The organism is Ureibacillus aquaedulcis, from assembly GCF_030418165.1.
GTDB classification, from domain to species: Bacteria; Bacillota; Bacilli; order Bacillales_A; family Planococcaceae; genus Ureibacillus; species Ureibacillus aquaedulcis.
The window spans coordinates 298147-313146 of record NZ_JAUHTQ010000003.1 but is presented as its reverse complement, the minus strand read 5'-3'; the positions used below and the strand labels follow the sequence as shown (position 1 = coordinate 313146).

Sequence of the window (15000 nt, the reverse complement as noted above, 5' to 3'; positions counted from 1 at the left end):
TTTTATTTATTTTTTTGGAGGGGTTCAAATGAAAAAAGCAATGTTAGCACTAATCTTCGGTTCAGCATTATTCCTGGCTGCTTGTGGTGGCGGTGGCGACGAAGCAACAGACACTGGTACAGACACAGCTACGGAAGATAAAGCAACAGACGAAGCAACAGATACGGGTGATACTGCTGGTGGCGCGGGTGCTGATCAAGGTGAAGGCCTCGTTAAATCAACTTGTATCTCTTGTCATGGCGGTAACTTGGAAGGTGTGGGTAATGCACCTTCATTAGCAGATGTAGGTGGTCGTCTTTCTGAAGATGAAATTCATGATGTTATCGTAAATGGTCAGGGTGGAATGCCAGGTGGCTTACTAGAAGGTGAAGAAGCAGAAGCAGCGGCGGCTTGGTTAGCACAACAAAAATAAGTTCTAATTCAATATTGAATATAAGACAAAGTCATCTTTTTGAATGGCTTTGTCTTTTTTTGTGTTTAAAAATTTCTTTGCTCTGCAAATGTTGGATTCATAAATTACAGCTGATCACTCATAAAATAATTAGGCGCGATTTATTAGTCTGGATGAACCAATGTCAGCAGAGTATTAAAATTTAGAATATACTAGTTTACTAGTTTGAAATCTTATGTTTATAATAGAGGTAAATTTAGCTAAAGGAGGTATTTTGTGAATAAAACAGAGAAAATGATACATGAAATAGTAGAAGGCGTACAAGATGGGGCTGTTATTCTGGTTGGCGGCTTTGGGCTTTGCGGTATTCCAGAGAAAGCAATAGAGGCTATTCGTCAAAAAGGCGTTAAAGATCTGACGGTCGTGAGCAATAATTGCGGTGTTGATGACTGGGGTTTGGGATTACTGCTGGCGAACAAACAAATCAAAAAAATGGTTTCTTCCTACGTAGGCGAAAACAAAATCTTTGAGCAGCAATATCTAAGTGGTGAGCTAGACGTGGAGCTTACACCTCAGGGGACACTGGCAGAACGGATTCGAGCGGGCGGAGCAGGAATTCCGGCATTCTATACAGCCACAGGGGTTGGAACACCGGTTGCAGAAGGAAAGCCTGTAAAGGTGTTTGATGGCAAGGAATATATCGAGGAACGAGCAATTACTGGCGATTTTGCTTTTATCAAAGCTTGGAAAGCTGATAAACTCGGGAATCTGGTCTACCGGAAGACAGCTCGTAATTTCAACCCAATAATGGCTACAGCGGGGAAAGTTACAATTGCTGAGGTTGAAGAAATTGTCGAGGTGGGCGAACTGGACCCGGATGAGATTCATACACCGGCAGTATTTGTCCAGCATGTCATTCTAGGGGAAGCCTACGAAAAGAAAATCGAGAAACGCACAACAAGAGTCGAGGAGGCGATTGGATGACGAACGTTAAAACGCGAATTGTCAAACGCGCAGTCCAGGAAATCGAAAATGGTATGAATGTTAATCTGGGGATTGGTATGCCGACTTTGGTGGCCAATGAAATTCCAAGTGATTATCAGGTATTGCTTCAATCGGAAAATGGACTATTGGGCATTGGCCCTTATCCTTTTGAAAGCGATGTAGATCCTGATTTGATCAATGCAGGGAAAGAGACGGTAACAACTGTACCGGGCGCATCCTTCTTTGATAGTGCAGAAAGCTTTGCCATGATTCGGGGTGGCCATATCGATGTGGCAATACTGGGAGGAATGGAAGTTTCGCAAGAAGGGGATTTGGCGAACTGGATGATTCCCGGCAAGATGGTTAAAGGCATGGGTGGGGCGATGGATCTTGTGCAAGGGGCAAAGCGGGTTATCGTCATCATGGAACATGTTTCAAAGTACGGAGAATCCAAGATTAAAAAGCAGTGTACGCTGCCATTGACCGGGAAGCGTGTCGTTCACCGACTTATTACGGATTTGGCTGTCTTTGACTTTACGGAGGAAGGCATGGTGCTTATTGAAACAGCATCTGGTGTATCGGTTGAGGAAATCAGCGAAAAAACCGAGGCTGATTTCAAAATTAGTGAAAATCTAAAAAGCTATGCTTAAAGCAGAAAAAAATATCCTTTTCGAAGATTCTTTTGACTTTTTACTAGATTCAAAATTCCAGGTTTGCTATATTCAAAATAGTAGATTTATACAAAATCTAGAGAATATACGCATTTTCGCTGAAAAAATGACTTAATGTCCAAGGGGTGATTGATGAAGGAGGGAAGCAACGTTGGCCGTGCAATCATTGAAAGAGAGGATTATTGAAACAGCGCTGGATTTATTTCAACAAAAGGGATACCACGGCGTGTCGGTAGACGAAATTGTTGAAACAGCCGGGACATCCAAGGGAGGATTTTATCATAAATTTAAATCCAAGGATGCTTTGTTATATGAAATACATGATGTATTCATTTCTCATGTGTTAAAGGAAACGAAAAAAGCATATGACCAAAATGATACACCAATCGATAAAGTGCGTGCCATGTTGTATGCGTTTACAAATGTATTTGATGTCTACCAGCGGCATATCAGCGTCTTTTATGATGAAAGTACCTATTTACCCCAGGATTTAAAGAATATCATCAAGGAGAAACGGACCGAATACCGTAAGCTGATCGAACAGGTGATTGAAGACGGAAAGAACAGTGGACACTTTCGGCCTAATATTTCTACCACCATTACAACAATGGCCATCATAGGATTGGTGAATTGGACATATAAATGGTACCGGCAAAACGGCAGCCTGACAATGGAGCAAATTACACTCCATTTCAATGATTTGATTCTAAGAGGGATTTTGACGGATGAAGGCATCCAGGAAGCTATAGACAAAAAATACGTCATGTAAGTCCTAGCCAGTCACCAGAGCCTGGTTTTTTATAAATATTGTACAAACCGACTAGTCGGTACTACCAAGTGTTTGGAAAACAAGGGGGATTAAGGGATGAATTTTGAACTGACAAAAGAACAGCAAATGATTAAGGATATGGTAAAAGAGTTTGCCCAAGCAGAAATCGCTCCTTATGCACGCGAGCTGGATGAAAAGCATGAATTTAGAAAAGAAAGCTTTGATAAAATGGCGGAGCTTGGCTTATTCGGAATCCCGTTTCCTGAGGAATACGGCGGTTCAGGAGGAGATACAATTTCCTATGCATTGGCCGTGGAAGAAATCGGCCGTGCATGTGGAGGCACAGGATTGAGCTATGCAGCTGCTGTCAGCTTAGGAGCAACACCCTTCTACAACTTTGGAACAGAAGAGCAAAAACAAGAATATCTCGTTCCAATGGCACAAGGAAAGACACTTGGTTCTTTTGGACTGACAGAACCAAATGCAGGATCAGATGCGGGCGGCACAAGGACAAAGGCTTACATCGACGGTGAAGAATGGGTTATTAACGGTGAAAAGTGCTGGATTACAAATGCGGGCTATGCACGCCAGGTTGTTGTGACAGCAGTCACAGGCAAGGATGATCGAGGTAAAAACATTATCACTGCCATCATTGTTCCAACCGACACACCTGGTGTAACGATTCGATCCGATTATCAAAAAATGGGTGTTCGTGCATCGAATACATGTGAAATTATTTTGGAAAACGTCCGAGTACCAAGAGAAAATGTTCTGGGGGATGAAAAGAAAGGGTTCGGACAGTTCCTAAATACGCTGGATGGCGGGCGAATTTCAATTGCTGCACTTTCAGTCGGCATTGCTCAATCGGCATTTGAAAAGGCACTGCAATATTCAAAGGAACGTGTACAATTTGGGCAATCCATCTCCAAGTTGCAGGCAATCCAGTTTAAATTGGCTGATATGGCAATGGAAATCGAGCTGGCCCGCAATATGGTAATGAAAGCGGCATGGTTGAAGGACCAAGGTAAGCCGTTCAAAAAAGAAGCGGCATTCGCAAAGCTGTTTGCTTCCGAGATGGGCTTCCGCACTTGCAACCAGGCAATTCAAATTCATGGCGGTTATGGCTATATGGCGGAATACGATGTTGAACGTCATTTGCGCGATATCAAACTGATGGAAATCGGGGAAGGGACATCCGAAATCCAGCGTGTTGTTATATCACGAGTATTAGGCTGTTAGTTCTTTGACAAATAAATAATGGGAGGAATGGGCATGGCAGAATTGGTTTATCAAACGATTGGGGAGTTGCTGGATGAGAAGTCCCGGAAGTATCCAGAAAGAGAAGCATTGGTTTATACAAACCAGAACTTGCGTATGACCTATGCACAGTTTAATGAACACAGTGACTTGGTGGCAAAAGCGCTAATGGCGATAGGACTTGAAAAAGGACATCACTTCTCGGTATGGACTACAAACGTACATCAGTGGCCAGGGCTTCAATTCGGATCTGGCAAGATGGGGGCGCCGCTTGTAACGGTCAATACGAATTACCGCAGCAGTGAATTAGAATTTTTACTCAAGCAATCTGATTCAAGGGCCATTATATTAATCGACCAATATCGAGACCATTCATTTATCGATACAATCTATGAACTGTGTCCGGAGTTGAAAGACTGTCAGCCTGGTCATTTGCAAAGTTCCCGCCTGCCGCTCTTGAAAACAGTAGTTGTAATCAGTGATAAGAAATTTCCCGGAACGCTAAGCTATGAAGAATTCTTGGCGAATGGCAGCGAGGTATCCGATGAACAGTTAGAAGTGCGGAAACAATCCCTGACATATGATGATGTCATCAATATTCAGTATACATCAGGGACGACTGGTTTCCCGAAAGGTGTTATGCTCAGACATTCCAATCTAATCAACAATGCGATTAATATCGCAGAGTGCATGAAACTGACACATGAAGACCGCCTTTGCATCCCTGTACCATTTTTTCATTGTTTCGGATGCGTAATCGGTACTTTAGCCATCGTTTCAGCTGGCGGCACGATGGTACCTGTACAGGAATTTCATCCAGAGGAAGTACTTAGAACTGTTGAAAAAGAAAAATGTACCGCGCTTCATGGGGTACCGACGATGTTTATCAGCGAGCTGAATTTACCGAATATTAAGGAATTTGACTTATCAACGTTAAGAACGGGCGTCATGGCAGGATCCAACTGTCCAATTGAAGTCATGAGGGGCGTCATCAACATAATGGGAATGGAAGACGTAACAATCTGCTATGGTCAGACTGAGTCGTCGCCAGTAATTACACAGACAAGGGCAAATGACCCACTGGACCTTAAAGTAGAGACGGTTGGCCGCGCTTTACCGAATGTGGAAGTGAAAATTGTGAAGCCTGGTACAAATGAGGAGCTTCCTAGAGGCGAGCAAGGGGAAATTTGTGCTCGAGGATACGTTGTCATGAAAGGTTACTATAATAACCCAGCAGCAACGGAAGAAGCAATTGACAGCGACAACTGGCTTCATACCGGCGACCTTGGCACAATGGACGAAAATGGATATGTTCGAGTGACCGGCCGACTGAAGGATATGATTATTCGTGGTGGAGAAAACATCTATCCACGTGAGATAGAAGAATTCCTCTACCAACATCCAAAAGTGCTCGATGTGCAGGTAACAGGGGTACCCGATGAGAAGTACGGTGAGGAAGCAGTAGCATGGATTATCTTAAAAGAAGGACAGTCAGCAACCGAAGAGGAAATAAAGGAATTTTGCACTGGAAAAATATCAAGGTACAAGATTCCCCGGTATATCCTGTTCATCGACAGCTATCCAATGACAGCTTCAGGCAAAATACAAAAATTCAAACTACGCGAACAATTCAAAGGTTTCGTCAAATCTTTGCAATAGGGGGGTTCGAATATGTTCAAAAAAGTACTCATCGCCAACCGAGGAGAAATCGCAAGACGCGTCATAAGAACTTGCAAAAGACTAGGCATTGAAACGGTAGCAATTTATTCAGAGGCCGATAAGGATAGTCTTCATGTGAAAGAGGCAACAGAAAGCTTCTGCATCGGTAAACCACCAGTTGCACAAAGCTATTTGAATATTGAGGCTATCCTGGATGTGGCAAAGGAAACCGGTACAGATGCTGTACACCCGGGCTACGGATTATTATCCGAAAATGCCTCCTTTGCAAAACGAGTAGAAGAAGCAGGGTTGACGTTCATTGGGCCAAAATCAAATGTCATTCAAACAATGGGCAGCAAGCTGGAGGCTCGAAAAGCAATGCAACAGGCAGGAGTGCCGATTGTGCAGGGAGTCAATGAACCAATCGCTGACACGGATGAAGCTTCGAAAATTGCAGAGGAGATTGGCTATCCTGTTATGCTGAAGGCTTCAGCTGGCGGCGGGGGCATTGGAATGCAGCTAGTCAATAATGAGGAGGAGCTGCGCAAAGCATTTGAGGGCAATCAAAAACGTGCACAAAGCTTCTTCGGAGACGGCACCATGTTTATCGAAAAGTTCATTGCAGAACCGCATCATATTGAAGTGCAGGTGCTGGCTGATGCATATGGAAATGTTGTGCCGGTATTTGAGCGCGAATGCTCCATCCAAAGGCGCAATCAGAAGGTTGTTGAGGAAGCACCTTCGCCATTTATATCAGAAGAAACGCGCAAGAAAATGCTCGATGCGGCAGTAGATGCAGCAAAGCATATCGGCTACACAAATGCAGGAACAATTGAATTTCTGGTAGACCGTGACCAAAACTTCTACTTCCTTGAAATGAATACTAGATTACAAGTAGAGCACCCGGTAACCGAGGAGATTACGGGACTTGATCTTGTGGAGCAGCAGCTGAAAGTGGCGAAAGGCGAGAAACTTGCTTTCACACGAGAGGACATTCAAAAAAATGGCCATGCAATCGAGGTGCGAATTTACGCAGAACATCCAGTGACATTCTTCCCATCTCCAGGAAAAATCACGAAACTTGAATTACCAGAGGGCGAAGGGATTCGACATGAGATTGCGGTGGAAACCGGAAGCGATGTTACACCGTTCTATGATCCAATGATTGCGAAATTAGTAGTATTTGGCGCAACACGGGAGGAAGCATGTACAAGACTGGCAGATGCCTTAAGGGGCTATGTAGTCGAGGGGATCCAAACAAACATTCCAATGCTGTTAAAAACGGTGACACATGAGCAGTTCCTGTCAGGTGTGACAACGACGAAGTTTGTAGAGGAATATTATTTACCAAAAGCGACTACAGTCGGTAAATAAATGGAGAAGAGGCGCGAAAGATTGAACTTTGGCGAGAACACATCTACTACGTGCCGCTTCTCTCGCATTCTATTTTACGCGGAGGGATAATATATGACAATAGTGAAAGCAAGTATGGCAGGAACAGTATGGAAGGTTTTGGTTTCAGAAGGCGAGCAAGTGGCAGCCGATCAGGACGTTGTGATCCTGGAGTCCATGAAAATGGAGATCCCTATTGCTGCAGAAGAAGCGGGGACGGTAAAGCGAATCATTATTGCAGAAGGTGATTTTATCAACGTAGATGACGATCTAATGGAAATCGAATAAGGGAGTGTCGCTCATGCAGCTGCCGAAGCAAGTTCAAATAAAAGAAGTAGGACCAAGGGATGGATTGCAAAATGAAATGATGTTCATACCGACCGATGACAAGGTCAATCTAGTGAATCAATTAAGTGAAACTGGACTTAGTTATATTGAAGTGACGAGCTTCGTGCATCCAAAATGGATTCCGCAATTAGCAGATGCTGTAGAGGTATTGAAAGAAATGAAGCGAAACACCGATGTGACTTACGCTGCGCTAGTACCGAACAGCAAGGGGCTGGAAAGGGCAATCCAAGCTGATGTCGATGACGTAAGTGTCTTTATGTCAGCAAGTGAGGGTCATAACAAATCGAACATCAATAAGTCGATTGACGAGACGTTTCCAGTTTTAAAAGAAGTGGTTGATGGCGCTTTAGCTGCCGGCAAGACGGTAAGGGGATATATTTCTACAGTCATTGCTTGTCCTTATGATGGCTATACGAAACCTGAGCAAGTCGTATACGTGGCGGAAAAATTGTTTGATATGGGCATTTCGGAAATCTCTCTTGGGGATACAATCGGCGTCGGGGTGCCGACACAGGTGGATGCCCTGCTGCATGAAATGCTGCGTCATTTTAGTGCTGAAAAACTGGCGATGCATTTTCACGATACCCGTGGTACGGCATTGGCAAATATTATGACAAGCCTGGCACATGGAATTACCAAATTTGATAGTGCCATTGGTGGACTTGGTGGCTGCCCGTATGCCAAAGGAGCATCGGGTAATGTGGCAACAGAGGATCTCTTGTATTTATTGCATGAAATGGGAATCGAAACAGGAGTCAACCTGGAGAAAATCCAGAAAACAGCTCTCTATATGGAGGGAATTGTAGGTAAAAAACTATCATCCAAGTTGGTGGCAATTGCGCGAGGGGAGGAAGGAACATGCCGAATTTCGTAACAGTAGAGGTACAAGATGGTGTAGCTGTTGTCATGCTGAACAGAGGTGAGGCCGCCAATGCCTTATCCCTTCAAATGCTGATTGAAATCAACGAAGTGCTGGAAGAGATCCACTATGATCGTTCCATCCGCGCGGTTATTGTTACAGGTACCGGGGAAAAGGCATTTTGTGCGGGGGCAGACCTGAAGGAACGCAAAGGAATGAATGAAGAAGAGACTCGTAAAACCATTGCATTGATCGGGAAAACCGTAAATCATTTCGAAGCGCTTGCACAGCCGGTCATCGCTGCGATAAATGGCGTTGCATTCGGCGGAGGCCTTGAACTGGCACTTGCATGTGATATTCGAATGGCTAGCAGCACGGCAAAACTTGGATTGACGGAAACAGCCTTGGGTATCATTCCGGGTGCAGGAGGGACACAGCGTCTACCGCGTCTTATCGGGATGGGGAAGGCGAAGGAGCTAATTTATACAGCACGTCGATTATCAGCGGAGGAAGCCTACCATTATGGAATTATTGAGCACATTGTGGAACCTCAAGAGTTGCTTAATCAAGCAAAGCTTCTAGCACACGAGATTGGGAAAAATGCGCCACTGTCACTCATTCAGGCCAAAACTGCCATCAATCAAGGCATGCAAACGGATATATCGACCGGACTGCAGATCGAATCATTAGCTTATAGCCGATTACTTCAAACCGAAGACCGACTGGAAGGACTGAAGGCTTTTCAGGAAAAACGCTTACCAGTCTATTATGGCAAATAAAGGGGGATGGGAGAAATGGCAAAACTAACAGCAGATACGAATTATCAGGAAATGAAGGATGCCGTGCTGAAGGGCGGTCAAGATAAATATCACGAGAAGAACAAGGAACAGGGGAAATTGTTTGTTCGCGAACGCCTGGAGCTTCTTTTTGATGAGGGGTTAATGAGCGAGGATGGAACGTTTGCCAATGTACTTGCAGGCGACCTGCCGGCAGATGGCGTCGTCACGGGTATCGGGAAAATTCACGGACGCACTGTGTGTGTAATGGCAAATGATTCAACAGTCAAAGCAGGTTCATGGGGCAAGAGGACCGTTGAGAAAATCATACGCATCCAGGAGACCGCAGAAAAATTGGGCGTTCCCCTCTTTTACTTGGTGGACTCGGCGGGTGCGCGGATTACGGACCAGTTGGAGATGTTCCCTGGACGCCGGGGAGCGGGCAGGATTTTTTATAACCAAGTGAAACTGTCGGGCCGCATCCCGCAAATCTGTCTATTATTCGGTCCATCAGCAGCGGGTGGCGCATATATTCCTGCCTTCTGTGATGTTGTTGTGATGGTGGAAGGGAATGCTTCCATGTATTTGGGCTCGCCTCGTATGGCAGAAATGGTCATTGGGGAAAAGGTGGATCTTGAAACAATGGGCGGAGCGAAAATGCATTGTTCGATTTCGGGCTGCGGCGATGTTCTTGCAAAAACGGAGGAAGAGGCCATTGCCTATGCAAGGCAATATATTAGCTATTTCCCGGATAACTTCAAGAACAAGCCGGACCTGGAGGAGCCAAAACTACCCGCGTCATTCGAGAAGTCTATTGAGGAAATCATCCCTGCGAACCAGAATGCGGCATTCAATATGTACGAATTGATTAATCGGATTATCGATGAAGGTTCATTTTGTGAAGTGAAGAAGCTGTTCGCAGCTGAAATCATCACCGGCTTTGCCCGCATCAAAGGCCAGTCTGTCGGCATTATTGCCAACCAACCACGAGTAAAAGGCGGCGTACTGTTCCATGATTCCGCAGATAAGGCGGCGAAATTCATCAGCTTATGTGATGCCTTCCACATTCCGCTTATTTTCCTGGCAGATGTGCCTGGATTCATGATTGGAACACAGGTGGAGAAGATGGGGATTATTCGCCACGGTGCGAAAATGATTTTTGCAATGAGCGAGGCAACTGTGCCGAAGATTACGGTCATTGTTCGAAAGGCATATGGTGCAGGTCTGTATGCGATGGCCGGCCCAGCGTTTGAACCGGATGTATGTATAGCACTGACCGGCGCACAAATCGCTGTAATGGGTCCGGAAGCGGCCGTTAACGCAGTATATGCCAATAAAATTGCAGCTCTGCCAAAAGAGGAGCAAGCCGCATTTATTGAACAGCAGCGTGAAGAGTACCGAAAAGAAATTGATGTGTACCGTCTGGCATCCGAATTAATTATTGACGATGTTATCGAACCGAACGAGTTGCGTAGGACATTGGAGCTTCGTTTAGATGCTTATAAAACGAAGAAACTGACATTCACAGAGCGCAAACATGGCGTCAGCCCGGTATAAGGGTTTCGAAAAAGCTTTTTGAATGAGAATAAAGCATATGGTGCATAGGAGGTGTCTCAACCATAATTGAGATACCTTCTTTTTTTGTATGAAAAGTAAAAAAACCGAGAACGATTCGATTCATATCCGCACCCGAAAGCAGCTAATCAGTTAACGGCGGTCTTTTCGCAGCAGGCAATGCAAATTCGATCTCCTCTCAGCTAAGGGAGGAGATTAAATTAAATACAATCTATCCCTGACATGTTAAAATAGATACTATATGTCAAGAGTAAGTATCAATATTGGTAGGGGGTAATGAGTATTCAAGTAACGACAAAGGAAGTCATAGAAAAATTTAATTTAACCTTAGTAAGCGGGCATGAAGGGGTTGGCCGTTATATTACAACGAGTGATATATCGAGGCCAGGACTTGAAATGGCGGGCTATTTCACGCATTACCGTGCAGACCGGGTTCAGCTCATCGGTAAAACTGAATTATCGTTTTTTGAAATGCTCCCGACCGAATTAAAAAAGGAACGGATGTTGAAACTTTGTTCACATGAAACTCCTGCCATCGTTGTTTCAAGAGGCTTGGAAGTGCCGGTGGAATTAATTGCTGCTTCCAATGAAAACGATGTTCCGGTTTTAAGTACTTCGATGAAAACGTCAAGTTTCTCAAGCAGACTAACCAATTACCTTGAAAGTGAGTTAGCGCCTACAGCAGCAGTGCATGGGGTTCTGGTCGATGTATATGGAATTGGTGTTTTAATAATCGGCAAAAGCGGTGTTGGTAAAAGTGAAACCGCGCTGGAGCTTATTAAAAAAGGACATCGGCTTGTTGCGGATGATTGTGTCGAAATTCGCCAGGAAACGGAAGACTTAATAATAGGCAGTCCACCACCTCTCTTGGAGCATCTACTGGAGATCCGTGGAATCGGAATTATTGATATAATGACCCTGTTTGGGGCCAGTGCAATCCGTCCAACAAAACGAATTACGTTAATCATTGAGCTGGAAAACTGGGATCCGGATAAGGCCTATGATCGATTAGGTTTAGATGAAGAGAAAATGACGATAATTGATACAGATATTACCAAGTTAACCATTCCTGTTCAACCAGGACGAAATGTATCTGTAATCATCGAAGTAGCAGCCATGAATTATCGATTGAAAAAAATGGGTGTAAACGCGGCACAAGAATTTTCTAGGAGATTGGATGAAGTCATTGCGATTCAAGATGAGGATGACTACTAACCGTTTTTTGGAAAAGGTGTTTTAAATGAGAGGAGTATTTAAATGGAACAAATATTACTTGCAATAAACCCTGTTGCTTTTTCGCTGGGGAGCATTGAAGTAAGATGGTACGGAATCTTGATCGCTTCTGGAATTGTACTAGCATATTTTGTAGGACAAAGAGAGGCTGTAAAAAGAGGGTTGCCTGAAGACTTTTTAGCAGATTTGCTAATTTGGGCGATTCCAATCTCAATTTTATGTGCTCGCATCTATTATGTATCGATGAAATGGGATTACTATGGGGCTAATCCCGAGAAGATTATTCAAATCTGGAATGGCGGTATAGCAATCCATGGTGCCTTGATTGGTGCTGTTATTACTGCTTATATTTTCTGCAAGAAAAAAGGCATCAGTTTTTTGAAGGTAGCAGACATACTTGCACCAAGTCTTTTAATTGGACAAATTATTGGACGCTGGGGCAACTTCATGAACCAGGAAGCCTACGGTGGACCAGTATCCCGTGAGTTTTTAGAGAATTTAATGATTCCAAATTGGATTATTGAACAGATGTATGTTCAAGATCTTGGTACATATGTCCATCCAACATTCCTATATGAATCGATGTGGAATGTAGTCGGTCTGATTATTCTACTAATTTTACGAAAAGTAAACTTGCATCGCGGAGAAATTTTCTTCGGTTATATGATTTGGTATTCTATCGGCCGATTCTATATCGAGGGAATGCGAACTGACAGTTTATACCTAATTGGGGAATTGCGTTCTGCCCAAGTCGTTTCAATTCTAGCAATTATTCTCGGCATCGCTTTTATTGTTTATCGAAGAATGATGGTCCGCCCTGTTGTTCGTTATCTGGATGAGGAAAAAATTGCCAACACTTCCGCAAAAAACAATTCAAAAAATAAAGCCAGAAAAAAGTAAGCAGTCAACGGAACTCGTAAAGAGATAAAGGAGTTGCAAAATCAGCATGAAAGCTTTGCTATTTGATTTCGATGGAACATTATTAAATACAAATGATTTGATCATACAAACATTTATGTATGTATTGGAAGAACGATTTCCTGGGCAATATTCGCCAAAAGATTGCATGGATTTCATTGGTCCGTCATTAATAGAAACCTTTGAACAAATAACACCAGACGAAGTAGAAGTAATGATTGAGAAATATCGACAATGGAATCAAGAAAACCATGACGCATTAGTAACGGAATATGATGGGGTAGTAGACACATTAGAAAAGCTTAAAATGCAGGGAATCCGATTAGCAATTGTTTCTACCAAGAGGCGAGATACGATTGCAAAAGGATTGGAACTAATGGGAGCTTCGCATCTATTTGAATTTGTGGTTGGACTGGACGATGTTAAAAAAGTTAAACCTGATCCAGAGCCGGTGCTGCTGGCCATTGAAAAATTAGGTGTGGAAAAAGAGGAAGTCATGATGATCGGAGATAATTATCATGATATCGAAGCAGGGAAGAATGCAGGTGTGAAAACGGCTGGTGTGGCATGGTCCATCAAGGGAGAAGAGTTTTTAAGAACATTTAATCCGGATTATATTTTACAGCACATGTCTGACCTATTAACGATTGTGGAGGAGTCTTAATCAGATGAGAAGGACGGAACGATACCCTGTGCAAGGAGCAAACTCATTATGGAAAGTTTATCAAACAGTGTCTTTCTGGAAAGTGATGAAGTGCTTTATTTTCATTCAAATTGGCAAAATAACGCCATTTATGAGTATGAAAAATTGGATTTATCGTACGTTTCTACATATGAAGATTGGTGATAAGACATCACTTGCTTTGATGGTAATGCCTGATTCGATGTTTCCCGAAAGAATAACCATCGGAAATAATACCATTATCGGCTATAATACGACGATTCTAGCCCATGAGTATTTAATTGAAGAATACCGTCTTGGTGATGTGAAGATTGGGAGCGAGGTAATGATCGGTGCCAATTCCACCATCCTGCCCGGGGTGGAAATTGGAGATGGGGCGATTGTTTCTGCAGCAACCTTAGTGCATAAGGATGTCCCAGCCGGCAGTATGGTTGGAGGCAACCCAATGCAAATTATTTACACAGCCGAGCAACTGGCGGAAAGAAAAAAGAGAGGAATCTAAAAGTATGTATATGCTTTTAGATTTTTTTTTGATTAAAGTCGTATGTAAATTGAATGAAGGCACATGTAAAGTTATTGAACTCGCACGTAAGCAGGGGAGAGTCGCACGTAAAGTGATTGAACTCGCACGTAAGGAGGGGGAAGTCGTATGTAAAGTGTCCAAATTCGCACGAAAGAAGTGAAGGCGCACGTAAAGTGATGGAACTCGCACGTAAGGAGGGGGAAGTCGCACGTAAAGTGTCCAAACTCGCACGAAAGAAGTGAAGGCGCACGTAAAGTCTTCGAACTCGCACGTAAGCAGTGGGAAGTCGCACGTAAAGGGGTCAAACTCGCACGAAAGAAGTGAAGGCGCACGAAAAGTGTTCGAATTCGCACGTAAGCAGTGGGAAGTCGCACGTAAAGTGATTGAACTCGCACGAAAGAAGTGAAGGCGCACGAAAAGTGTTCGAATTCGCAGGTAAGCGGTGGGAAGTTGCACGTAAAGGGGGCAAACTCGCACGAAAGAAGTGAAGGTGCACGTAAAGTCTTCGAACTCGCACGTAAGCAGTGGGAAGTCGCACGTAAAGGGGTCAAACTCGCACGAAAGAAGTGAAGGCGCACGAAAAGTGTTCGAATTCGCACGTAAGCAGTGGGAAGTCGCACGTAAAGTGATTGAACTCGCACGAAAGAAGTGAAGGCGCACGTAAAGTGTTAGAACCCGCACGAAAAGTGTCCAAACCCGCACGTAAAATAGTGAAACTCGCAAGTAAAGCTCTCGAACTCGCAACTAAACCAGTCCAACTCGCAAATAAACATATCTATCTCATCCGAAAACTAGAACCCTAACAAATTCCATTTAACCTCACTCACTCCCAACAAATACACAACTTACTTTTCCCCAGTCACCTGTTTTTCTATCAATCAAGAAAAGTTATAATAGAGAAGTCTTAATTTTTATAATATTTGATATTTCAAAATCAATAGATTGACGAACTGATAGTTGTTC

General features: G+C 43.6%; 15 protein-coding genes. All 15 read left to right on the top strand.

The features are described from left to right. Positions 1-28: 28 nt before the first annotated feature. Positions 29-412 carry a cytochrome c551 gene (gene cccB, locus QYB95_RS06315; RefSeq protein ID WP_301137440.1) on the top strand — a complete coding sequence of 128 codons (384 nt, stop codon included), beginning with the start codon at positions 29-31 and terminating at the stop codon, positions 410-412. Positions 413-667: 255 nt separating this feature from the next. Next, entirely contained in the window at positions 668-1375 is a 708-nt protein-coding gene (locus QYB95_RS06310; RefSeq protein ID WP_301137439.1) for a CoA transferase subunit A, read from the top strand. Beyond that, positions 1372-2025: a CoA transferase subunit B gene (locus QYB95_RS06305; RefSeq protein ID WP_301137438.1), complete on the top strand. Its 654-nt coding sequence runs from the start codon at positions 1372-1374 to the stop codon at positions 2023-2025. The genes QYB95_RS06310 and QYB95_RS06305 overlap by 4 nt, the downstream gene beginning before the upstream one ends. 178 nt (positions 2026-2203) lie before the next feature. Next, a complete protein-coding gene (locus tag QYB95_RS06300) occupies positions 2204-2815 on the top strand; it encodes a TetR/AcrR family transcriptional regulator (RefSeq protein ID WP_345783709.1) in 612 nt (203 codons plus the stop codon). 96 nt (positions 2816-2911) lie between these two features. After that, positions 2912-4054, top strand: coding sequence for an acyl-CoA dehydrogenase family protein (locus QYB95_RS06295; RefSeq protein WP_301137436.1), 1143 nt, complete (start codon positions 2912-2914; stop codon positions 4052-4054). A gap of 33 nt (positions 4055-4087) precedes the next feature. Further along, on the top strand, positions 4088-5731 hold the full coding sequence (locus QYB95_RS06290) for an AMP-binding protein (RefSeq protein WP_301137435.1): 1644 nt from the start codon (positions 4088-4090) through the stop codon (positions 5729-5731). Between the two features lie 12 nt (positions 5732-5743). Next, positions 5744-7105 carry an acetyl-CoA carboxylase biotin carboxylase subunit gene (locus QYB95_RS06285; RefSeq protein WP_301137434.1) on the top strand — a complete coding sequence of 454 codons (1362 nt, stop codon included), beginning with the start codon at positions 5744-5746 and terminating at the stop codon, positions 7103-7105. Between the two features lie 93 nt (positions 7106-7198). Continuing rightward, complete coding sequence (locus tag QYB95_RS06280) at positions 7199-7411, top strand: acetyl-CoA carboxylase biotin carboxyl carrier protein subunit (protein WP_301137433.1); 213 nt, start codon at positions 7199-7201, stop codon at positions 7409-7411. 13 nt (positions 7412-7424) lie between these two features. Then, complete coding sequence (locus QYB95_RS06275) at positions 7425-8345, top strand: hydroxymethylglutaryl-CoA lyase (RefSeq protein WP_301137432.1); 921 nt, start codon at positions 7425-7427, stop codon at positions 8343-8345. Then, on the top strand, positions 8330-9109 hold the full coding sequence (locus QYB95_RS06270) for an enoyl-CoA hydratase (RefSeq protein WP_301137431.1): 780 nt from the start codon (positions 8330-8332) through the stop codon (positions 9107-9109). Before QYB95_RS06275 ends, QYB95_RS06270 begins: the two co-directional genes overlap by 16 nt. Before the next feature lie 15 nt (positions 9110-9124). After that, complete coding sequence (locus QYB95_RS06265) at positions 9125-10663, top strand: acyl-CoA carboxylase subunit beta (RefSeq protein ID WP_301137430.1); 1539 nt, start codon at positions 9125-9127, stop codon at positions 10661-10663. Positions 10664-10957: 294 nt separating this feature from the next. Next, entirely contained in the window at positions 10958-11896 is a 939-nt protein-coding gene (gene hprK / locus QYB95_RS06260; protein WP_301137429.1) for an HPr(Ser) kinase/phosphatase, read from the top strand. A 42-nt stretch (positions 11897-11938) separates the two neighbouring features. Then, the gene (gene lgt, locus QYB95_RS06255; protein WP_301137428.1) at positions 11939-12814 is read left to right on the top strand and encodes a prolipoprotein diacylglyceryl transferase; all 876 of its coding nucleotides are present in this window, start codon (positions 11939-11941) and stop codon (positions 12812-12814) included. A 40-nt stretch (positions 12815-12854) separates the two neighbouring features. Then, complete coding sequence (gene ppaX / locus QYB95_RS06250; RefSeq protein WP_301137540.1) at positions 12855-13496, top strand: pyrophosphatase PpaX; 642 nt, start codon at positions 12855-12857, stop codon at positions 13494-13496. 4 nt (positions 13497-13500) lie between these two features. Beyond that, entirely contained in the window at positions 13501-14016 is a 516-nt protein-coding gene (locus QYB95_RS06245) for an acyltransferase (protein ID WP_301137427.1), read from the top strand. Positions 14017-15000: the final 984 nt, after the last annotated feature.